Here is a 23,059-nt window from a genome sequence, read left to right as displayed (position 1 = left end):
TATTTAACCCCTTCACTTTTAGGTGTTAAGGTCGCACAAGTCAACAAACTCAATTAAATTGGCGGGAATGTTTACGCGAGCGTTTCGCTTGGAAACAAGTAAATAGAAAACACTGCTACAAAAAAACCCGCGAAGGATAAAGCAGGATTTACGGTGGGGAAAAGCTGGTTACTAGACCCAGGCAGCCTTGGAACTGCCCGGGTACGAAGATTTAGTACTTAAACTACAGGCTCAACAGAGTGCATCCACCCGTAAGCATCCTCAGAACGCCCCTCCTGAATATCCAGTAGTGCTTGTCGCAAACGCTCTGCAACAGGACCTGGGGCATCGGCTAGTTCGTACTCCTTATCGCCATCACCGATTACGCTGATAGGACTGATTATTGCGGCAGTACCACAAGCAAAAGCTTCGCTACAGTCTCCAGAAGCTACCTGCTCTAACAGTTCATCAATGGGGATCGCCCGCTCAACAACCTTGTACCCCAATCCCTCCGCAAGCTGGATCAGAGAATATCGGGTGATGCCTTCGAGAATTGAGCCGTTCAACGCTGGGGTATATATAGCGCCATCAATGACCGCAAAAAAATTCATCCCTGACAGCTCATCGATACTCTGCCGATTAGAGGGGCTCAACCAAAGCGACTGATCATAACCTCGCTCTTTAAGGCGGCCGATACTAAGTAGAGAACTGGCATAATTTCCGCCAACTTTAGCATCCCCAGTTCCCCCTACTGCAGCTCGAGCATCTTCTCTCTCAACCCACAAACGCATATTGCCGGAATGGTAGGCTTCCGAGGGACTAGCTATTACATAAAATTCATAGGCATTACTGGCTGAAACCGTTAGGTCCGGCTGGGTTCCCATTAGGAAAGGACGCAGATACAGGGACTCACCGCTGTTGCTCGGGAGCAGGCCAGCGCAGTAAGCAGTCACAACACGAACGCCATCCAGGAACAGGGACTCAGGAACCGGAGGCATACATAAGCGCTTCGCTGAATATGCCATTCGTGCAGCATTCATTTCGGGCCGGAACAGTGCAGCTCCCCCCTCGGAAGTTCGATAGGCCTTCATTCCTTCAAAGCATGACTGCGCGTAGTGAAGTACCTTAGCAGCAGGGTCGACGGTCAGAGGCGCATAGGGGATCAACTCTCCACTACTCCAGCAACCATCCTGCCAAATGGCGCGAAACATTACTGGGGCCATGGCGGTTCCAAAGCCCAGCTTCTCGGGTGCTTCATAGCCCCGAAGGCTTACCGCGATCTCTGGATCGATATAGATACTCACTGAGCTCTCCTCTGAATTCGAATCAGCTGATTATGGCGCTTGTTACGCTGCAATCCAAATAGATCAACCTCTGATACAGCAACAGCAGTAATCTAACCCCAAATTCAGCCTACTTGTTAGGACGATGATCCACCTATTTAGCTTCCGCCATCCTGATGTGGCACCAGCGCCAACCAAGCCACTCGCTACACTTCGCTGCCAAGTCGCGATATCGGACGTAATCAACAAATTTTTGGCATCTACTTACAGTCCCTCACCCCTAATTTGCACTCCCAACTGCTAAACCAAAAGGGTGGTCACAGGCATGCTGGCGCAATGGGCATTAAGTGGCTGAAGTACCCGCCGCAGCTTCCTTCTTGGCACATAGTGCTAGCTATACTGACTAATACGCGGCCAGGCAGGCATATATAAGCATCCAGTCGCGCCGTCACTGTGAGCTTGAGGATACCCCCTCAATGCGCTCAGGGTCGAGAGAACCACATTCAGGAGAGAACTTCCGCCGTATTCGCTGTTGCAGTGGGCGAGCGGAAATAAGACCCGAAAACTGACAGGTGCAGGTTCCAACCTCAGCTGTTTGGTATTCGGTGAAGCCAAATATGAAACGGAAGTGGTTCAATCGTGACACAGATAGATACCAGCAATTCCTTTGCTATCGGCTTGATGTTTACAGCCACAGCACTGCTGTGTAATGGCGCCCTGGCCGACGATGGCGCACCTGTGGCAGTCCAAACTAATGCACCTCCAAAAGCCTTTATTGAAGCCGCCTCGAAACCACTCAAGAAAACACCTCGACAGCTAAGGCCCTCCGAGGCTGTCGAAAATTACCGTGAACGTATAGAGGAGCTCGAAGCCCAATATGGTGCTTATGGCGCCGGTATTGATGAACAGCTTTTGGGGCTGGCCACCGCATTACAGAAAGCTGGCGATCATGAGCAGGCTGTCACTGAATTTCGTCGTGCAATGCTGATTAGCAGAGTCAATGAGGGGCTCTATTCACTAAGCCAAATCCCTATGATCAAGCGCTTGATCGAGAGTCAAATAGCGCTCAATCAGTGGGAAGAAGCTAACGACAACCAGCAGTACCTCTACTGGCTCTACCAGAAAAATTACGGCGAAAAAGACCCCCGTATGCTGCCAGTAATCAACAACTTGAGTCGTTGGCATTTACAGGCTTATGTGGAGGAAAAAGGGGACACGCTATTTGAGCATCTAATTAGTGCAACCAATCTTTACAGTTTGGCGGTAGATATTATTACAAAAAACTTTGGCTCCACCGACCTTCGCCTTGTTGATGCCCTGCGCGGATTAAAAGCAACTAACTATTATCTGGCCACCTATAAGGGTGAACCCAACTCTCCAGTTTTTGTTAACGCCAGCTTTGGTGGTAGTGGCCCCGACTCACATCAGCGAACCAAATTAGATCACTACCGGATGAAGAGTTTTAACACCGGGAAAAAAGCCATTACCCGTATCGTTGATGTCTACCAAAGAAACCCCAAGTCCCCCCCGGCAGCCTCAGCCAAAGCCAAAGTTGAACTCGGCGACTGGTACATGATGTTTAACAAGTGGCACTCCGCACGCCAAACCTACGGCGAGGCCTACAAGGCACTTTGGGATAACGGTGCCTCTAACGATGAAATTGAGGACATATTTGGACGGCCTGTGGCTTTACCCGCGCTCCCCGTTTTGGAGTCGGACAGCAAAGTCCTAGCCAATTCCCGGATTACGGTCTCCTATGATGTCACGGCTTTTGGCAAGGCGAGGAATATAAAAATACTCAGGGCTTACCCTTCAGATAAAGTGAAGATCCGCTCAAAAGTTAGAAACATTCTAAAACGCGCTAAATTCAGACCAAGGTTTGAAGATGGAGAGGCGGTGGAAACCCGCGGAATTGTGCAACGCTTTATATTCGACTGAGAAACCTATCACCACTGACACCAGCTCGATGTGGAATCTACGCAAATAATCAAATAACAACTATTTTTAAAGTTCCACATTGAGCATTTGCTAGTACCGGAAAAACACTTCATGTGTCTCACGCGGTCACACCGGCAAACAGTCTAGGAGAGAAAGAGATGACACCTCGAGCAGCGGTAGAAAAAATTCACCGCCACAGCTGTTTGTCAAATGTACTGGTACCAATTGCTTTGGCGGCGATCTTAACCGGTGGGTGCAAGAGCCAACAAACTCAGTCACAGCCACCAGCAATGCCATCTCTACCATCCTCCAGTTCATCTTCCAGTTCTGCATCGCAATCGCAATCGCAATCGCAATCTAGTAGCAGCAGTAGTTCGCAAAGATCTGGCCAATCAACAGCTTCGAGCAGTGGGCAGCCTAGTAGCAGCTCTTCCAGCCAGCCCAGTGCGAATATGCCTACAGCAAGATCAGAACAGAGCCAGTCCTCCAGTAGTGGAAGTAGTGGATCAGAGTCGAGGGATCAAAGTTCACCTGGGGATCAAATGCCGGACCCCAACGGTTCAAATGATCCATCGTCACCAATTTATACGGATCCCGAACAAACCAGCCAAAATGGAGAGAAACCTACTGATCCTTCGTCTGGTGAAGATGGAACGCCTCCCGAAGAAATTGATTTCTCTGAGGAGGAGCAATCATCTTCGTCTTCCAGCGCATCATCTAGTAGCTCAGCTTCTAGTAGTAGCTCAGCTTCTAGCAGCAGCTCATCCAGTAGTAGCTCAGCGGCCAGCGGCGCGCCTGCCAGCAGTTCAGCTTCTGGGCAACCCGGCGGTGATTCGCCACGTTCCGGCAGTGCTCCCAATGAAGCTCCCACTTCATCGGCAGATCGCGTTGCAGAACTTGAGGGCCAGTTTGAATCCACTATGGTCAGCTATGACGGCATGATTTTGCGGGAGCGTGACTTTGTAAGAAACAGACCGGGGTCAGCCTCCGAAGAAAATAAAGAAGAGGCGATGGATGAGGCACCACCAGCAGGGGAATCCCTAGAAGACTTAATTCAATCTGCAGAAGCCGAAATTCCACCTCCCCCCAATGCAGGCCCAACATCAGGTAACGGCCCCAAAAATAATAACTCCAGTGGACAAATAACCGGTCCCGGACTGCCCGCCTCTGGACGTAAAGGTGATTTTAATCACGGTGGTTCACAGGCAGTTGTGCCCGCCGATATACCCAGTGGTACAGATGATGACGTCGTAGCTCGACAGATTCGTGAAGCTGCCACACGCGAGACTGACCCCGAATTGCGCGAAAAGCTTTGGGAAGAGTATCGCAAGTATAAAAGTGCAACGCAGTAGTCTTGGAGAACGCCGATATGTCGACCAACCAAAAAACCCGACCGGTTAAGTATCAGTTCATAACAAGAGTCGCAGCATTTTTTCTAACTCTTGTTGTTATCAATGGTTGTACCACTACCGAAGTCAGAACTACCGCATTTACTCCGCTAACAATCGAAGATAACAATGTTCCCGAAGAGAGACTGCTGGATGTCGGCGTTATTCAATTCAATCCAGGTCTCGATACAGCACAAGCAGATGAAGATGAGCTTGTTTTTCCCGAGCTTCGTCAAGCTGAATCCCGCTATATGGCTGTCACCCTTGCCGATTCATTGCAGTCCAGCCTGGGGTGGGGAGCTGTAAGGGTTATTCCATCGAGCCGCACCAATATTGATGTGACTGTATCCGGGCGTATTTTGCAATCTGATGGAGAAAAACTGACGGTGGAAATCACCGTATCCGATTCCCGGGGGCAGTTGTGGTTTACCAAGCAATATTCAGAGAACGCATCCCACTATGCCTACGACCGAAAGCACCCTACTGAAGGAGATGCTTTTCAGGGAATCTATAACCGTATTGCTAACGATATGCTGAATTACCGACAAAAGCTTTCAAATCAGCAAATCGTAGAGCTGCGCACAATTTCTGAGATGCGGTTTGCACGGGATTTTTCTCCCCAGGCATTCAATCGCTATTTAACTCAAAGCGCTGAGGGTGTCTATTTTTTAAGTGCTTTACCCGCAGAGAATGACCCCATGTTACAGAGGGTAAGAAAAATACGGGAAAGAGATTATCTGTTTGTCGACACTCTGCAGGAGTACTACGGCACCTTCGCCAAAAGTATGGAAGTTCCCTATCAGGAATGGCGAGCCCGCAGCTATGAAGAAGTAAGGGAGATGCGAGAGTTAAAGCGCAAAGCCCGCAATCACACAATTATGGGGGCAGCAGCCATTATTGGAGGTATCGCTGCTGCTGGCGCTGGCACTGGAAGCGCCCAGGCAGCTGGGCAGGTTGGAATCGGTGCCGGGGGCTATCTTGTTAAAAGTGCATTTGATCGAAAATCCGATGCCAAGATGCATTTGGAAGCTCTGCAAGAATTAGGAGACTCCATCGAGGCAGAGGTAGAACCGCAAATTGTTGAGCTGGAAGATCGCACTATTACCCTCACAGGTACTGTTGAAAATCAGTATCGGCAATGGCGGGAAATTCTAAAGGAAATCTATGAAGCCGAAACTGGCGCAGTCAGTAACAGCATTTAAATTACGTTAGAGGTACCCAAAAAACACGCTAATCAATGTGATTAGTTATTACTGAATACCCAACATCTTCACTGGGTCATTGAATAACACGGCGGAATCACTATGCAGCACCGCGATAACTCCAAGGAAGATACAGTTCATATAGAGCCCGCAGAATTCACATTCGGCGGAGAGGAAAGCTCTAAATCCCCTAAGTCAACGACTGCCAACGCTATTCATCAACGGGAGCAAAGGTCCTACTGGCCCGCCGTTCTTGGGGTGATAATGGTAAGCGCACTGGTCGGTGTATTTTGGGGGCTTCCTCAAGTTGTAAAACCACCAAAGCGTTCAGCCGATACAATTGTCTCCGTACAGCCTGGAAACAGTGCAGCTATAGAGAGCAACCAAAAATCTCCTTATAGCGATGCAGAAATAATGCAGCAGCGCAGGGAGGTTCAAAAGGTTCTCCAGGAAATTCTTGAAATCAAAGAAGAGCTCAAAGATCGAAAGGTAGAAGTATGGGCTTTTGAAGAATTCTATTCTGCTGAAGACTTGGCTCTAAAAGCTGATGAAATTTATCGCAAACGAAATTTTATGGCAGCGCTCGAAAAATACCGGGAATCACTCCAGGCATTAGAGTACCTGAAAGATAGTATTCCCGAGCGTATTGAAACGCATATTAGTGAAGGTAATCGAGCTCTGAGTCAGGGAGATAAGGATTCCGCCAGCGATGCTTTCAAGATGGTATTAACCATATCCAATAACCATCCCAGAGGCCTTAAGGGTATTGAGCGAGCCGACAAACTCCCCCTCGCTTGGTGGCACTTAACTCAAGGAACAAAGGCATTTAAACAGGCCAAATTGGATTTGGCTCAGGAACAGCTCAAGAAATCTCTCGCGATCGACTCAGAAACAGCCGATGCTCAGGATCTATTAGCAAAGGTTGAGGGTGCAATTACAGAAAGGGATTATCAAAGCGCGATGTCATCTGGCTACGGTGCAATTGCCGAAGAAAAATTTGAATCGGCAAAATCCTATTTTCATCGAGCAAAGAACTTAAAGCCAACAGCAAAAGCCCCTGATATCGGCTTAGCACAAGCACAAAATGAAGCTGACAGAGTGCAGATAGAAAAACTCCTCCAACAAGCCCGCATGGAAGAAACCAAGGAAGAATGGCACAGAGCCCTAAAAAGTTATACAGATCTGGTCAAGAAGGACTCTAGCCTGGTGGACGCAATAACAGGCAAGGCTAGAGCTGCTGCCAGAGCAAAACTGGATGACCAGTTAAAAGACTTAATTCAAGATCCATTAACCCTTGGCGAAGGTAAAAGGAACTATTTTGCCCGACAAGTACTAACAGACGCTCGCAAACTCAATACTAAAACCCCAAGGCTGCAAAGACAAATTGAAGACCTTGAAAATGCCCTGACACAAGCCCTGATCCCCTTACCGGTTAAATTCAAGTCGGATCGAACCACCAGTGTCACCATTTACCATGTAGGGAAATTAGGTAATTTTGACCAAAGGGAAATCGCGCTGAAACCTGGGCGCTATATCGCCATTGGTACCAGAGAAGGTTACCGAGACGTTCGCCAAGAGTTTGTTGTAAAACCAGGTAAGCCCACAACGGAAGTTGTTATCCAATGTGCCGAAAGGATAAATGGTGCCAATAATAGTTAAATGAGAGAACCCAGACAGCAGCATAAACTCTAAAAATAAGATTTTCCGTAATGAGCTGCGATGACAACAGACACCTCGTTGAGCTGAGCGAAACGAGGTGTTCTGTGACAAACACCCTATAAATCCCCATGCAGATTACGCCAGCAAGCTAAGCTTTCTGCAGATAGAAAAATGTGTACCCACCTTTGGTCAGGCTGACTGAGCATAAAGCGATGCGTGCCAAACCAATGCCATTGCGAAAAATCTATAAGTACCAGCAATAGGGAAACATAAATGACAGTGAAGGAAGCAGTACCTGTCCAGGATGAAAAGCCGCCAGTTCAGGAACAAAGCCTGATTGAGCCAGTTGGATTCACCCCGGTACAAATAAAATCTACCCGCGCGCGACTCTTTCTTTCTAAGCGAGCATTGATTGTCGCAGGTTGCCTTTTACTCGCTATTTTTGCACTCAGCTATCTGATTATGGCGCGGTCATTAATCTTTGATACCAACCCGGTTGATGCCCGCATCAAAGTCAGTGGGTTCGCCATCCCTCTGGGCGATGGACATTTGGTTTTACCTGGTAATTATCAATTCACGATCAGTGCTGACGGCTATTTACCCCAGAGCGGCGAAGTCGAAGTAAAACGTGACGGGCACAGTCGCCACTCCGTTTCCCTGGAAAAACTTCCAGGCCACCTACAGGTTAAAACAACGCCCCCTGTACCAGTAAAAATTCTTATTAATGGACGGGAAGTACCCAATAAAAATGGTCTTGTGGAAGCAATCAACGCAGGTCCTATGCGTGTGACTGTCCTATCAGACCGGTACTTGCCGTTCACCCGTGAAATCAATGTTGAGGGGCTAGACAATACCCACACACTGGAGGCCGCACTTCGACCGGCCTGGGCCAATATCACCGTCAGCAGCAACCCTCCCGGGGCCACGGTCACGGTTGAAGGAAAAGTTCTCGGCAGAACACCACTGACCACTGAATTAGTTCAGGGCGACAGAACCGTATCCATTTCACTGCCGGAACATAAAACTGTCGATATTCCTGTCGCTGTTACAGCCGGTGTCGATCAAACGCTAGCAACCGTCAGCCTGGGACCCGCTGATGGACTTTTACGTGTTGTTACCACCCCAGAGGGAGCGGGAGTGACGGTCAACGGAGAGTTTCGTGGTCATACCCCACTGGAACTGGAATTGGCCTCCGGCCACAGACATAGACTTCGCTTCTTCAAGGATGGCTACGCCTCTATTGAGCACACTGTTGACCTCGGTGCTGGAACACAGCGTGACCTGAATATAAACCTAAATGCTGTGTACGGCAGGGTACACGTCAGTAGCGTCCCTCCAGATGCGGAAGTTTACATTGATGGTCAATACGCCGGGAACAGTGGACAAACTTTTAACCTACCAGCTCGCAGCCATAACATTGTCGTACGCAAACAGGGCTACCAGGAATTTGACACTCGTGTCATTCCCAGCACCAAACTGGAGCAAACTGTCAGGGCGGTACTGCTTACATCCGAACAAGCGCGCTGGAGAGAAACCCCCTCAACTTTGCGTCACGCAGCTGGCGGCACCATGAAACTCATGCGCCCCAACGCCGTATTTACCATGGGATCATCCCGGCGAGAACAGGGGCGGCGGGCAAACGAGGTTATGCGTCAGGTATCTCTAAATCGGCCTTTCTATATTGGGACCACTGAAGTTACTAACCGGGAATATCGGCGTTTCAAGCGCCTGCATACCTCAAGCCATGTAAATGGTGTCAGTCTCGACAATGACAATCTGCCAGTTGTAAATGTCAGTTGGGTAGAGGCAGTGCTATTTTGCAATTGGCTCAGTGAAAGAGACGGCCTCACACCGGTCTATTTGACGGAAGCCGGGCGTGTTGTTGGCTTTGATGGCGCAGCCAACGGTTATCGTTTACCGACTGAAGCCGAATGGGCCTGGGTTGCACGATACGATCAAGGCACCATGAAAAAATTCCCTTGGGGAAATGAGCTACCAATAAAGAACAATTCCGGAAACTACGCAGATACTACTGCCACAAAACTAGTTCCTGCAGTCCTTCGCACCTACAGTGATCGTTACGCAGCTACCTCACCGGTAGGTAGCTACAGTCCTAATGCTTTTGGTATTTATGACTTAGGTGGAAATGTCTCTGAATGGATTCACGATCTATACACGATAGGGACCGGGTTATCCCGACGTATCGAAGAAAACCCTGTCGGTCCGGAGGATGGGGACTTCCATGTAATCCGTGGTTCCAGTTGGCGTCATTCGGGGTTGACTGAATTACGCCTCTCCTACCGTGATTACGGAGAGTCCGCTCGTAATGATATTGGCTTCCGCCTTGCCCGCTGGGTGAATTAGGAGACTAGTGTGAAATTTTTATTACTTACCTTACTGCTTCTACTTATCAACTTCGCGTACGCAGAAGATGAAAACAAGCCGGAAGAGAACCAACAAACAGCGGCAGTAATTCCCAAGAAAGAAGCACCAATAACTAGGAATAAAAGTAATTCAGATGACTATAAGGCCTCGGAAGAAATCTCCGAAGACTTATCGGTTTCCTTTCCCGTAGATATATAGAAATAGCTTCTAGCGAGTATCGCCATGAAATTTAAATCATCGGATTTTGTCTTCCAGGTCTTTGCTCTTCTGGGGTCTATTATTTTGGTCCACGCGATTTATGTCGCCATTATTCGCCCTAATGCAGATGCGCTAATTGAGGAGCAACTGGCGAGGGAGGCCGCTGGGGAAACCTACGTTCAACAACGCTCTATCTACATTGTGATGCGCGACTATGAGCAAGAGGCCTGCTTTGTTCTGATGTTGTGGGCAATGGCCATTATGGGACTAAAGGCACAGAGAAGTATTCGCGAGCGAAAATTACTGGACAAAGCTCTACTTAATATCAGCGAGGGAACTCCTATTCTTCCCGAGGATACCCGTGATTTATCCCGCCCGATACAAGCCCTTCCTGAAGAGGAACGACGATATTTAGTTCCCAGGGCACTACTCACCGCCCTGCAGAGATTCGGTTCTACCAAGAATGTCGCCGCCGTTTCCAACTCTGTAAAAGAGGTTTGTGAAACTGAGGGAGACAGGCTCGACTCTGAGCTGGCAATGGTTCGCTATATTACCTGGGCTATTCCATCCATCGGATTTATTGGCACGGTACGAGGTATCGGCGAAGCATTATCACAGGCGCATCGAGCCGTAGAGGGCGATATAGCTGGCGTGACGGTAAGTCTGGGGGTCGCATTTAACTCTACCTTTATCGCCCTGGTAATTAGCATCGTCATTATGTTTTTCACTCACCAGCTACAACTCATGCAGGAGCGCCTGGTGTTGGATACACAAAGTTACTGTGACAACCGCTTACTGCGTTTTCTGAAAATCAGCTAGCGGTTTTACCTGAATAAGTCGTAGCGAGGAATAAACCCATGGGACAAGGCGTCCTGGAAATAAATGACTGCGGATTACGTGTATTTTCAAATACTAACGAGGTACTGGAAAGTCCTGGAATTGCAGTTATTGAACACAATAAAATTCATATTGGTACCTCAGCTCAAATGCGTGCCAGGAGCCATCCGACTCAGGTTAACAACCAGTTTTGGAGAAGACTGAGCCTCGAGTCGCTAAAGTCAGAAAATCAACGCTGCCGCCACCATGCCGACTTGGTCTACTGCCACCTTCAGGAAATAGCGGAGCACTGTGACCTTCCCGATGAAATTGTTCTCGCTGTTCCCGGCAATTTTACCCACGAACAACTGGCCTTACTTCTGGGAGTTATTAAAGTCAGCGATATTAATATCGTAGGCATTGTTGATGCAGCAACCGCGTGCCTGGGTAATTTGGCTCCTGCAGGAATCCAACTGCATATCGACCTACAACTCCACCAGACACTGGTAACAAAGATTGCTGTGGATAAGCAAGCCACGGTGAAAACGGTAGAAACTGTTGCCGACGCAGGACTACACAACTTCCAGGAATCCTGGGCTCGCGTATTTACCGATGCATTTATTATGCAGTGCCGATTTGATCCGCTACATTCAGCTGAATCAGAACAGCAACTCTATGATTTGATGCCCCAGTGGACTGATCGAGCGATGCGTCACGGAGAAGTTCTAGCTGAACTTGATGATCGAACAGCAAAGATCAGCCTGCGGCAGCTTCAAGATGCAACAACCCCTCTCCTTTCTCGTATACGAGCAATGATTGAAAACCTGGAGGAAAGTCAAAGTGTGAGTTTTATCTCCCATCGCTGGGCTGATATCCCAGGGGGAATTCAATTGGCCCAACGTGTACATCTTCTCTCAAGAGACTCCATTGCACATGCCATCAATCATCGCTGGAAAGAATTGCGCAGTGATAGCAGTACATTGAAACTGATCAACTCTGTCACTGCCCTCCCCCCTAGCGAGGTCAAGGTGCATGTAGAGAAATCCTCAGAAACCGTAGCGACACATTTACTTTTTGGCCACAAGGCACTGGCCGCCCAGGAACCTCTATTCGTTTTCTGGCATGACGAGAAATTTCAAGTCACCCCAACACCACCGGAGCACCCTGCCGCAACAGTCACAAATCATGCCGGCAGACTTGCTTTGCGGGTGGATGCTGGAATTCAGCTCACACTCAATGGAAAAGAGATTGAGTCACCCGTTAATCTCAACGCCGGCGATACAATTGGAGTTGCAGATTATCAAGATGTGATAACTGCGATTAGCGTGGAGCGATATGGGGCGTAAAAAGCGTCGTTTTTCCACATTTAGCCTGTCCTTCCTCGATATCATGTCCTGTGGTTTTGGGGCAGTAGCGTTAATTTTTCTTATTATCAAACACGGCTCCGATCACCAAGTTGAAGTAGAGACTGAAGATCTCACTGCCGAGGTGAACCTTCTGGAAGAGGAGGTGGAATTTGGGCAGGAACACTTAGTTCAAGCCAGAAATACTCTGGATGTCGTTAGTGATGAACTGGTTGAGGCTCAAGGGCTTGCCAGGCGCATTTTGGAGCAAATAGAGGAAACCAAAGGCAATATCGCTGAAATCGACAGTATCGATGAAGAAGAGGATATCAAGAGGCTACAAGATAAACTCAAAAAACTGGAGCAGGCGAAAAAGAACCTTGAGGAAGAAAATAAAAAGCTGGGAAATAACGTTCGCAAATTTGTCGGTGATGGGGACCGTCAATACCTCACCGGCCTGCGCCTAGGCGGTAATCGCATCCTGATATTATTGGATTCATCTGCGTCTATGCTCGGCGACGAGCTTATTAAAATAATACGCGCCCGTAACATGTCTTCACCGGTAAAACGCAAAACTGAAAAATGGCGCAGGGCCGTCAGCACAGTCTCCTGGCTTACTGCTCAGTTTCCCAGGGATAGCCAATACCAGATCTATACTTTTAATACCTCTTTTCGTGCCGCAATAGCCGGTACAGAAGATCGCTGGCTCAATGTGGATGACCGCGACCAGTTGGACCAGGCTATCAAGGGGCTAGATGAAGTAGTGCCGGAAAATGGTACCAGTCTAGAGAGAGTATTTAACGCTATTAACGCTATGACACCACTGCCCGATAACATTATTCTCATTACCGATGGGTTACCGACCCAAGGGATGAGTGCACCCAGAAAGCCCACTATTTCGGGTAGAGACAGGCGCAGTCTATTCAAGCGCGCGGTCAAAGTGCTCCCCAAGAATATCCCCGTCAATGTCATTCTTGCCCCTATGGAGGGGGACCCATTTGCGGCTAGTGAATTTTGGAAGCTGGCGATGCAAAGCAAAGGCTCTTTCCTTGCGCCTTCGAGGGACTGGCCATGATAGGAACGCAAAAAAAGCGTCGCCAGGAGGAGTTCAGCATTTCCTTCCTGGATGTTATCTGCTGCGGATTTGGCGCAATTGTTTTGCTACTGATGATCGCCAAGACTGCAGAACCGATTGTATTAGAGGAAGCTGAAGTAGACCTCGAAGGGCAGGTATTGGAACTACAGCAACAGCTGGCGGAAATCCGTGGTGAGACCACAGTTATCAACCGGGACCTAAATTCAAAGCGAGAACAAATCGATATCGAGCGCAAGAGAATTGCCAACCTGCGCGGTGAGTTGGAAGCACTTCAAGCGGAATTTGCCAGTAAAACCGAAGGGCAAAGTGAGGATGGCAAACTCAAAGGTGAGCTGACCATTGCACTACAATCCATCACTGATGAAATGCGTCGCCTACTGGGCGAGAACTACCAGCGTAAAAACAATGTTATTGGCGGAATCCCTGTCGACAGCGAATACATTCTCTTCATTATCGACACCTCCGGCAGTATGTTTAATTACGGCTGGGACCGAATGATGGCGGAGATGGTCAATACTCTAGACCTTTATCCCAATGTTAAAGGTATCCAGGTCATGAATGATATGGGGGACTATATGTTCTTCAATTATCGAAACAAGTGGATACCTGATACCCCAGGACGCCGCCAAGCGATATTAAAGCGGTTGAAGTCCTGGAATCCTTTTAGTAACTCCAGCCCTGTTGAAGGTATCCAGAAAGCCGTCCGCAGCTTTTATGATCCCAGTAAGAAAATCAGTATTTATGTGCTTGGCGATGAATTCACCGGAAAATCAATCCGCAGGGTTATGTTAGCTGTCGAACGGGTAAATGCTAAGCACGGTGAGGGAAAACGAAATATCAGAATCCATGCAGTAGGATTCCCTGTACAGTTCTCTCGCCCTCCACACCTACAAACCACAGGACTCCGCTTTGCGGCCCTTATGCGCGAACTCACCTATCGAAATGGCGGCACTTTCGTGGGGTTGAATGACTTTCGCTAGTTAAATGATTCAAGGAGGAACATATGAGGTATAGGTCGACTTCCTTTGGACACCTAAAGGTACTTATTCTTGTAAGTTTCTTCCTGGGTGCTTGCAGTCATACAGTACAGGTGGATGGCAATTACCCATCCCCAATAGGCGATCAATTGCCAATAACCGTAGGCTTCTACCTCAGTGAGGACTTTAAAAGTTTCACTTATAAAGAAGACAGTGAAGATCGCGAAGAATGGAATATAAGCACAGGCAGAGCACAAAAAAATCTGTTTGAAACAGTATTGGGTTCCATGTTTACCGATACCGTATCTCTATCCAGTTATCCACAAGAAGTCCCCGCCAATGTCGAACTGGTGATAGTTCCAGAAGTGAGAGAGCTGCAGTTCACAATGCCCAGAGAGACAAGGGTCAATATTTTTGAGGTATGGATTAAATACAACATGACCGCATTTGACCCCAGTGGCGGACAGGTTGCTAACTGGGTAATAACCGCTTACGGAAAAACCCCTACCGCATTTTTACAGTCCCAGGAACAGGCATTAACTCAGGCGATAAATATCGCCCTGCGCGATGCCGGAGCAAATCTCTATACCGGGTTTGGGAAAGTTCCTGAACTACAGGCCTTTCTCTCTGGGAAGCGCCGATCGCTATCACTGAGAGAAATCAAGGTGAAAGCCAAAAAGGCTGAATAAGAGGAGTAAATCGTGTTCAAGCCACTTCTAGTTGCAGCGATAGTCTTTATTAGCGGTTGTACCACTGTCGTAATTGATGAGTATCGACGCTCCGATGGTGAGCTTGCCGAAGGAGATTCCGTCGTCATCCTGGGCCGCCGTCATTCCAGTGAATATGAAACAGAGCCTGATTTAATTGCTTGTGTTGGTAGAGAACTACACAACCCTGAGTTAGGTGTAAACATTATTCCAGAGCAAGACTTTGTCGATCTTATGTACCCCTGGTTTGAACCCAGGACAGCACCTATGCATGTTCGCTCCCTAGATCGCCTGATGGAAAATGAAAGTGTGCGTGAGCGAATGGAAACCTATGGAGTGAAGTACATCGTCTGGATTGATGGTTCAACAGAGACCACAGCCAGTGCCGGCTCTATCAGCTGTACCATCAGTACCGGCGGTGCAGGGTGCTTTGGCTTTGGGACCTGGGATAAAGAATCTGACTACGAAGCGGCAGTATGGGATTTCAGGGACCGCGAACTATCTGGGAAACTTAGTGCAGATGCCAAAGGAACCTCCTATATGCCCGCGATCGTGGTTCCAATACCACTAATCGCCAGGGTCCAGAATAATGCCTGTAAAGGAATGGCTCTGCAGCTCCAACAATTCTTGATGCCAGCAGTAACACCCAGTTCATAAAAATTAAGACGCTACGGGAGGCCAGGGGTAATGAAATTCATCGAGCGTGCTTTTGCCAGCGCTATCCTAATACTCAGTGCAGGCTGTGCATTTAACCCTGCCACCAATAAGCCTGACCTGGTTCTAATGTCAGAGGACAAGGAGATCTCCATCGGTAAGGAGATGCATGAAAAGCTGATAGAGAGCACTCCGATCTATAAAGACCCAGTCCTAACCGCTTATGTCAATCATGTCGGGCAAAAAGTTGCCGCCGCCAGCGACAGACCGGATATCAAGTATCAATTTACGATCATCGACAGCCAGGATATCAACGCATTTGCCCTTCCCGGTGGGTATATCTACATCAACCGAGGCCTTCTAACTTACCTGCACTCAGAAGCTGAAATGGCCGCTGTACTAGCTCATGAGATTGGCCATATCACCGCCCGCCATGCGGTAAGGCAAAAAACAGCTGCGACCGGAGCCAGCGTTGTATCAGTATTGTCAGTTTTGGTTACCGGTAGCGGTGTAGTCGGAGATGTTGCAAATTTATATAGCACCGCTGCAGTGAAGGGTTACGGCCGCGAGATGGAACTGGAAGCGGATCGCTTCGGAGCCCAATATATGTTCAACGCTGGTTATGACCCCCAGGCCATGATCAATGTTATTGGGCTATTAAAGGATCAGGAGACATTTGCCCGACGCCGTGCCCGTATTGAGGGCAAGAAACCGCAAACTTACCACGGGGTTTTTGCATCTCACCCTAGAAATGACCTTCGCCTACAGGAAGTTGTAAACGCTGCAGGCCAGCTTCCCGAAGATAACAAAGAAACCAAAGTAGAATACTATCGGGAAAAAACAGATGGCCTTGTGTACGGACAGAACACACAGCAGTCCACTAAAAATCGCTACAATCACAAGCGGCTGGGTTTCTCCCTTCTATTTCCCGATGGCTGGTTGGTAGAAAATCAACGTTCAGCCATTGTCGGCTCTGCACCTGATAAAAGTGCACAAATTACCATTACAGTGACCCAACGCGATGGCAATCAGCCCGCTGACATGGCTCTGCGCTCAGAGTTCGATCTACGACAACTGGAGAAAGGGGAGAAACTCAATCAATATCGACTTGAAGGCCATACCGGAAAAATTCCACCGCTTGAAAAAGAGGATGCAGATCCAGACAGAATTGCGGTAATTTTTTATGGTAGCAGACAATTTGTACTGCAGGGAAAAGTCACAAATGATGAAGACTCAGATCCAGAAGCTATTGATAAATATGACAATTTATTCCTGACCAGCATTAGAAGCTTCAGGCCGCTACGACAAACTGACATTGTAGAAGAGAAGGACATCAAACGCTTGCGCTACGTCCAGGCCAATGAAAAAACTACCTTTGCCTCCCTGGCAAAACATATGGAAATCGGCGAATATGCAGAGGAGCAATTACGCCTGTTAAATGGTTATTATCCCCGAGGAGAACCCAAGCCCGGAGAATGGATAAAGATCGTTCAATAATTTTATAAGAATCAGCCCCTAATCCTTTTTCTATCACCCTCCAAAATTTTGGAGGGTTAGTGTCTATCTGAAAATAAAAGATAATAATAAGGAGTAAGTGATGAACGGCATGATGATGCAATCCCAGCTCATCCTCACCGGTATTATGAAGCATGCTCTAAGCAACTCACCGGATAGTGAGATTGTTTCAGTTACCTTGGATAACCCCGATTTTCGTTATAGCTATCAACAAGCTTTTGAGCGAGTCTCGCAATTGGCAAATGCACTACAAAAGCTTGGAGCCAATGATGGAGATCGAATTGGTACTCTTGCCTGGAACGATCACCGGCATTTTGAACTCTACTATGCAATTTCTTGCAGCGGGCTCGTTTGCCATACCATTAACCCCCGGCTTTTCCCTGAGCAAATATCTTACATTATTGAGCATGCCTCAGATCGATGGCTGTTTATTGATCCACTATTTATGCCCCTAATCGAATCCCTGGCAGAATATCTAGATTCGATTGAAGGCATCATTGTGCTAACTGATAAAGCACATATGCCCGCCACAAGCCTGAGCAATGTTTACTGCTATGAAACATTGATTGCAGCAGAGCCCACTGAGTTTCACTGGCCTGAATTAGAGGAAGAGAGTGCAGCAGCACTCTGTTATACATCAGGCACAACAGGCAATCCCAAAGGGGTGCTTTATTCCCATCGCTCTCTGATGCTGCATACCTACGGCGTATTGATGCCAGATGTCTTTGCGATTAGAAGGGACGAAGCCATATTGCCTGTTGTTCCCATGTTTCACGTCAACGCCTGGTCAATACCCTATGCGGCACCGGCTGTTGGAGCAAAACTCGTGTTACCTGGCCCCAAAATGGGATGTGGAGAAACGCTCAGTCAATTAATTCAAAAGGAAGCCGTTACTATCGCTGCCGGCGTTCCAACCGTTTGGCTCGCCCTGCTCAAGTACCTGCGGGAAAGTGAAGAGACCCTACCCAGCTTGAATCGAGTAGTCGTGGGTGGATCGGCTTGCCCCTGGAGTATTATGGAGGAATTCGAGCAAAAGCATGGAGTATATACCCATCACGCCTGGGGCATGACTGAGATGAGTCCACTGGGAACCTACAATGCCCGCATACCTGAGAACCTCTCTCAAGACGAAGCACAGACCCTCAGGCTCAAGCAGGGCCGAGCGGGCTTTGGGGTCGAGATGCGTATTGTAGACCCAGAGGGAAATACCTTGGCACAAGACGGGCTGGCTTTTGGAGCCCTACAAGTGCGTGGTCCCTGGGTCTGTGAGCGATACTACCAATCCAAAGAGTCAGCACTTACCGAAGACGGCTGGTTTGATACCGGTGACGTTGCCACGATCGATACTGACGGCTACCTGACAATCACTGATCGCACTAAGGATGTTATCAAGTCCGGCGGCGAGTGGATTTCCTCTATTGAGCTGGAGAATTTTGCTATGACACAGGCGGGAGTAGCCGAAGCCGCTGTTATTGGGGTTGCCCATGAAAAGTGGGCTGAGCGGCCTCTCCTGATCATTGTTCCCGCTGAAGGCAAAACACTAAAAACTGAGGAGATTCTGGCATCCTTTAAAGGGCATTTTGCCAACTGGTGGATTCCCGATGACTGTGTCATTGCCAAGGAAATCCCCCATACGGCTACAGGCAAAGTCAGCAAAAAAGACCTTCGGGAAATCTATGCCGACTATCTATGGTCTCACGAAGCCACTGTGTGAAGGGGATTAAGACGCTTTTGGCAGGCATCATCGCGGCATAGCAAAGCGTTGCACTGTAATAACGCAATTTTACCTGCCTCAAGTCTTGATTAAATTTTGACGGCGCTGAAATAGCGCCGTTTTAGAATGCTTAACTTCCTGCTAATACCTAAACCAGCGGTCCAAGACGATACACCAATTTATAATCAAGCCCTTTATAGAGTGCTACTCCTTACCCTCTATTCCACCGGTTCCTCTGTAGGCGACAATTTTTGCTTGCTGACTATTAACCCTCATCGATTCATGGTTTCCGAGCTGACTGGATATCGGTTTATCTTCTATTGACTTACCTAGGCGCACTAGCCATCCAGAATTGTCTAGAATTATCTTGAGTAGAAGTATCTGACTGTGGATATTCTGGAACATCTCAGTCCATGTGAGAGAGAATAGGGAATTTACACTTCCTTGCGTTGGATGGCACTGGCTTACAATCTAGCCATTATCATACTCCTCACAGCAACGGCATTTACTCATTAACGAGGAAGTCACAATGAAGAAATTATTTAGTTTGGTAATCGCTGCAATAATTGCCATTTCTGCAAATACCCTAGTTTGGGCAGATAATGACCATGCCGCACAACTTGCGGAGCGTTTAGAGGCAACTAAAGCCAAGCTTAACCTCTCTGATGGGCAAGTAGAAAAAGTAAAGCCAATCCTGGAATCAGCCAATGAACAGCGCCGCCAAGTACTTGCAAAATACGGCGTTAACATAGAAAGTCCCTCTGGCGCTATCCAAAAGATGAGCTTTCGTGAGAAGCGCCAGTTAGGTAAAGAAATGGCCGCTATCAGAAAATCTACGCTCAGTGAAATGTCCACCGTACTGACGGATCAACAATTAGCAGAGTTCAAAAAACTTCAAGAAGAAAATCGAGCAGCCTTCAAAGCCAAGCTTCAAGAGAGAAGAAATTAGAGTCTCCAGGGTTCATAATGCCTATCAGATAGACGAAGCCGCGCTGAATAGCTCTGCGAAAGCCTCGCCCTGGCGGGGCTCTCGTATTCAGTTATATCCCTGTCATATTTCTCTGCTAGAAAGTGCCCCTCAATTCATCACGGGCCTTTATCACATGTTAAAAAACATTCTATCAGTAGTGTTGATTGGCTTTTCTGTAGCCGCAACACTAACCTGCGCGGACAACTTTGATCAGAGAAATAAACAAACTATTGTGGTAGCTCATAGAGGTGCCTCTGCCTACCTACCTGAACACACCCTCGAATCCAAAGCGCTGGCTTACGGTATGCGTCCAGACTATATCGAGCAAGATTTGGTACTCAGCAAAGATGATCACTTGATCGTAATGCACGATATTTATCTAGATAGTATAACTAATGTCGCCGACGTTTTTCCCCAGCGCGCTCGCGCTGATGGTCACTTTTACACTATCGATTTTACCCTGGCCGAACTTAAGCAGCTTCAGATATCAGAGCCCTTCATAGATAGTGAGGATGGACTTCAAGCAAAATACCCTGAGAGATTTCCAATATGGAAATCTAGCTTTAACCTGTCCACCTTTGAGGAAGAATTGGAATTGATCCAGGGGCTTAATCGATCCCTGGGCTACGATATTGGCATCTACCCGGAGATTAAAAAACCCTACTTCCATCACTGGGAAGGAAAAGATATTGCCTCTATAGCCTTGCAATCACTCAAGAAATACGGCTATACCGATCGCGATCACAAAGTTTTCTTCCAGTGCTTTGACGCAGAAGAGCTCCAGCGAGTTAAATTTGAACTAATGCCCTCCATGGGGATGGATCTATCATTAGTTCAATTGATCGCCGCTACCGACTGGGGGGAAAAATTGGTCGAAGTGAATGGAGAAATTGAAAAGTACAATTATGACTGGATGCTGCAACAGGGGGGCTTGCGCAAAATCGCCACCTACGCAGATGGAATTGGCCCCTGGTATCCTATGTTAATGGAAGTAACGGATGGCCAACCAAGAGCTAACAATGTTGTCCGCCGGGCACACCGCAGACAGCTAGAAGTTCACCCCTATACCTTCCGCGCAGATACAGGCAAGGTTCCCGAAGAATTTGAAAGCTTCGAGGACTTCCTGCATTTCGCTGTATATCAGCTGCGCATTGACGGTCTCTTTACCGACCACCCCGACAGAGCCGTTAACTATCTTTCCCGGGGACATAGGGATCGTTAAAAAATGAAATCAGAAAAAAGGCCGCATAGTGCGGCCTTTTTTTACTTAATCAAACTTGGAGAAGTCCGCTGGTCTCTTCTCCATAAAGGCCATAGCAGCCTCTTTAAACTCATCAGAGGCGAGGCGCTCCTTAAAGTAACGGCCTTCGTCTTGAATAAACTCTAACCCTTTCTCTAGAGTTGCTCTGCGCAAAAGCTGTTTAGTTAAACGGAGGGCAGCCGGAGCTTTCCTCGCTAACTCAGCTGCGGCTTCACGTGCGCGAACTATGGCCTGTTCTGGCGCCACTGCGGCATTACAGATGCCAATCTCAACGGCTTCCTGAGCACTAAAACGCTTGCTCAACAATAACAGTTCAGAAGCTTTGGCATGGCCGGCGATCCTGGGCAACAAGTAGCTGGAGCCATACTCTGGACACAGCCCCAGGTCCACAAATGGCATCTGGAACATGGCGTCGTCTCCAGCAAAAGACAGGTCGCAATGCAACAGCATGGTTGTACCAATACCTACTGCGGGGCCATTAACGGCTGCAACTACCGGCTTGGGGAAGTGGTAGAGAGCACTCATAAACTGGAAAACCGGAGACTCCTCGCCTTCGGCAGAGCCGCCCAGGAAATCTGTCAGGTCGTTACCACTGGTGAATATGCCCTCAGCACCGGTAATAATCGCGACGCGAACATCCGGGTTTGTAGCTGCGCTATTCAATAACCCTGCCATTGCGGTATACATGGCCATAGTCAGGGCATTTTTGCGCCCGGGTCGATTAATCGTAATCTCGAGGATGCGGTCCTTAAGCTGAGCCTGAATTTCAGCGCATTCGCTTTGCATATTGTTCTCCGGGGTAAGAAGTAGATTGGGCTACTCTCAGTAGCCTAATTATGGAACCCCAACGGAAGCCACTTTTAATCCGCTGTAGGCCATCTATTTAGGAGATTCATATTAACCGCTACTCCCAGAGGTTCGAGTTCCTAATCAACCACTTTCGTTGACGGGATTAACCCGGTCACCAGTGACCGGGCCCTCTAGGTAACCAGCAACAGTAATCAAACTTTATTGGCTGAATCCCGGCGCAGAGGTTGGCACATACAATGAACGCCACCGCCCCCCGGAGTGATCATAGAAATATCCGGGTCGATAACTTCCAAACCATGTGCGCGACACTTCTCCGCCAGTCCGGTATTGGCCTTAGGTAGCATCACTCGATCGTTCCCCAGGGCAACGACATTCACTCCAAGCTCCAATACCTGCGGGAAGGGAATATCGATAATCTCTATATTTCGGCTTTTAAACCACTGCACCAGCTCCGGCTCAACAGCATCAACACAAATTGCTGCCAGCTTTTCCGCGAGCATGGCTACCATCACATCAATATGCAGGAAGAACGGATCGAACTGGTAGCCTTTAACTTCCCAGCCCTCTTTTTCCACCCAACTTTTCATCTGCTCAAATCCCTGCGGGCTGGTGCGTTCGCCAGAGTAGCCACACAGAATAACGCCGGGCTCTAACACCATAAAATCACCGCCCTCCAGAGAGCCTGCGGTAATAATGTCGTAAATGGGGATATCCAGCTCTGCATATTTCTTCACTATGGGCGCCCACTCACCACGGCGCCAAGGGCTGAACATCTGAGTCACGATAGGCCCCCAAGGGGTCATTACCGAAGAATCGCGACCGTAAATTTGGTAGGGCAATGTGCTGTCCGCTGGGATTAGGTGCGTATTCACTCCTGCGTGGCGGTAGGCATCGAGCATCTCTCCATGCTGTGCCATCGCCACCTTGTGATCAAACTTCATTCCGAGGCGCTCGGCACGTCGCGCACTCGCATTACCAGTGCGCCAGCTGAAGTTATCCACAGGCCCAATTAGAACATCCCTCAGTACACCGTATTCTGAATCCATCCCCCATTCACTCAGGGGTGCCGTACCGCCGTTATCCTGACGGTGCTTCAAAGTAAAATTACTCATTCGCCTAAATTCCAACTTGTTATCAACTATGCCAAAACAAAGACAGTGCAAC

The 23,059-nt window shown here is 48.3% G+C and carries 19 protein-coding genes; 16 read left to right on the top strand and 3 right to left on the bottom strand.

All coding sequences use genetic code 11. From position 1 onward, the window contains the following. Positions 1 to 218 precede the first annotated feature (218 nt). On the bottom strand, positions 219 to 1,283 hold the full coding sequence (locus ACJJI4_RS00355) for a branched-chain amino acid aminotransferase (protein ID WP_444895206.1): 1,065 nt from the start codon (positions 1,281 to 1,283) through the stop codon (positions 219 to 221). A 618-nt stretch (positions 1,284 to 1,901) separates the two neighbouring features. Between ACJJI4_RS00355 and ACJJI4_RS00350 the strand changes: the two genes are divergently transcribed. From ACJJI4_RS00350 to glpQ, 16 genes are all read left to right on the top strand, one after another. Continuing rightward, positions 1,902 to 3,200: a hypothetical protein gene (locus tag ACJJI4_RS00350; RefSeq protein WP_444926670.1), complete on the top strand. Its 1,299-nt coding sequence runs from the start codon at positions 1,902 to 1,904 to the stop codon at positions 3,198 to 3,200. 158 nt (positions 3,201 to 3,358) lie between these two features. Next, on the top strand, positions 3,359 to 4,552 hold the full coding sequence (locus ACJJI4_RS00345; RefSeq protein ID WP_444926669.1) for a hypothetical protein: 1,194 nt from the start codon (positions 3,359 to 3,361) through the stop codon (positions 4,550 to 4,552). Positions 4,553 to 4,569: 17 nt separating this feature from the next. Continuing rightward, positions 4,570 to 5,790, top strand: a complete 1,221-nt coding sequence (locus ACJJI4_RS00340) for a hypothetical protein (protein WP_444892784.1) — start codon at positions 4,570 to 4,572, stop codon at positions 5,788 to 5,790. A 102-nt stretch (positions 5,791 to 5,892) separates the two neighbouring features. After that, positions 5,893 to 7,449: an ABC transporter permease gene (locus ACJJI4_RS00335; protein ID WP_444926668.1), complete on the top strand. Its 1,557-nt coding sequence runs from the start codon at positions 5,893 to 5,895 to the stop codon at positions 7,447 to 7,449. Positions 7,450 to 7,722: 273 nt separating this feature from the next. After that, entirely contained in the window at positions 7,723 to 9,813 is a 2,091-nt protein-coding gene (locus tag ACJJI4_RS00330; RefSeq protein ID WP_444926667.1) for a PEGA domain-containing protein, read from the top strand. 9 nt (positions 9,814 to 9,822) lie between these two features. Next, a complete protein-coding gene (locus tag ACJJI4_RS00325) occupies positions 9,823 to 10,032 on the top strand; it encodes a hypothetical protein (RefSeq protein ID WP_444926666.1) in 210 nt (69 codons plus the stop codon). A 24-nt stretch (positions 10,033 to 10,056) separates the two neighbouring features. Continuing rightward, the gene (locus ACJJI4_RS00320; RefSeq protein ID WP_282934287.1) at positions 10,057 to 10,851 is read left to right on the top strand and encodes a MotA/TolQ/ExbB proton channel family protein; all 795 of its coding nucleotides are present in this window, start codon (positions 10,057 to 10,059) and stop codon (positions 10,849 to 10,851) included. A 38-nt stretch (positions 10,852 to 10,889) separates the two neighbouring features. Further along, entirely contained in the window at positions 10,890 to 12,194 is a 1,305-nt protein-coding gene (locus tag ACJJI4_RS00315; RefSeq protein WP_444912110.1) for a hypothetical protein, read from the top strand. Next, positions 12,184 to 13,266 (top strand): vWA domain-containing protein, encoded by a 1,083-nt coding sequence (locus tag ACJJI4_RS00310; RefSeq protein WP_444926665.1) that lies wholly within the window; start codon positions 12,184 to 12,186, stop codon positions 13,264 to 13,266. Before ACJJI4_RS00315 ends, ACJJI4_RS00310 begins: the two co-directional genes overlap by 11 nt. After that, entirely contained in the window at positions 13,263 to 14,267 is a 1,005-nt protein-coding gene (locus ACJJI4_RS00305) for a VWA domain-containing protein (protein ID WP_444926664.1), read from the top strand. The genes ACJJI4_RS00310 and ACJJI4_RS00305 overlap by 4 nt, the downstream gene beginning before the upstream one ends. Before the next feature lie 23 nt (positions 14,268 to 14,290). Continuing rightward, complete coding sequence (locus ACJJI4_RS00300; protein ID WP_444906425.1) at positions 14,291 to 14,953, top strand: hypothetical protein; 663 nt, start codon at positions 14,291 to 14,293, stop codon at positions 14,951 to 14,953. A gap of 12 nt (positions 14,954 to 14,965) precedes the next feature. After that, a complete protein-coding gene (locus ACJJI4_RS00295) occupies positions 14,966 to 15,628 on the top strand; it encodes a hypothetical protein (protein WP_444892778.1) in 663 nt (220 codons plus the stop codon). A gap of 30 nt (positions 15,629 to 15,658) precedes the next feature. Continuing rightward, positions 15,659 to 17,122: a M48 family metalloprotease gene (locus ACJJI4_RS00290; RefSeq protein ID WP_282934294.1), complete on the top strand. Its 1,464-nt coding sequence runs from the start codon at positions 15,659 to 15,661 to the stop codon at positions 17,120 to 17,122. A 100-nt stretch (positions 17,123 to 17,222) separates the two neighbouring features. Then, complete coding sequence (locus ACJJI4_RS00285; protein WP_444926663.1) at positions 17,223 to 18,854, top strand: long-chain fatty acid--CoA ligase; 1,632 nt, start codon at positions 17,223 to 17,225, stop codon at positions 18,852 to 18,854. 529 nt (positions 18,855 to 19,383) lie between these two features. Then, complete coding sequence (locus tag ACJJI4_RS00280) at positions 19,384 to 19,803, top strand: hypothetical protein (RefSeq protein WP_444926662.1); 420 nt, start codon at positions 19,384 to 19,386, stop codon at positions 19,801 to 19,803. 154 nt (positions 19,804 to 19,957) lie between these two features. Continuing rightward, positions 19,958 to 21,046: a glycerophosphodiester phosphodiesterase gene (glpQ, locus tag ACJJI4_RS00275; protein WP_444926661.1), complete on the top strand. Its 1,089-nt coding sequence runs from the start codon at positions 19,958 to 19,960 to the stop codon at positions 21,044 to 21,046. Between the two features lie 45 nt (positions 21,047 to 21,091). Here glpQ and ACJJI4_RS00270 read toward each other — a convergent pair whose 3' ends face one another. After that, positions 21,092 to 21,871, bottom strand: coding sequence for an enoyl-CoA hydratase (locus ACJJI4_RS00270; RefSeq protein ID WP_444926660.1), 780 nt, complete (start codon positions 21,869 to 21,871; stop codon positions 21,092 to 21,094). Positions 21,872 to 22,086: 215 nt separating this feature from the next. Continuing rightward, the gene (locus ACJJI4_RS00265) at positions 22,087 to 23,007 is read right to left on the bottom strand and encodes a dimethylarginine dimethylaminohydrolase family protein (protein WP_444926659.1); all 921 of its coding nucleotides are present in this window, start codon (positions 23,005 to 23,007) and stop codon (positions 22,087 to 22,089) included. Between the last annotated feature and the right edge of the window lie 52 nt (positions 23,008 to 23,059).

The sequence above is a fragment of the Microbulbifer maximicatervae (SeqCode) genome (assembly GCF_052467305.1).
This window is presented reverse-complemented; position numbering and strand designations above follow the sequence as displayed.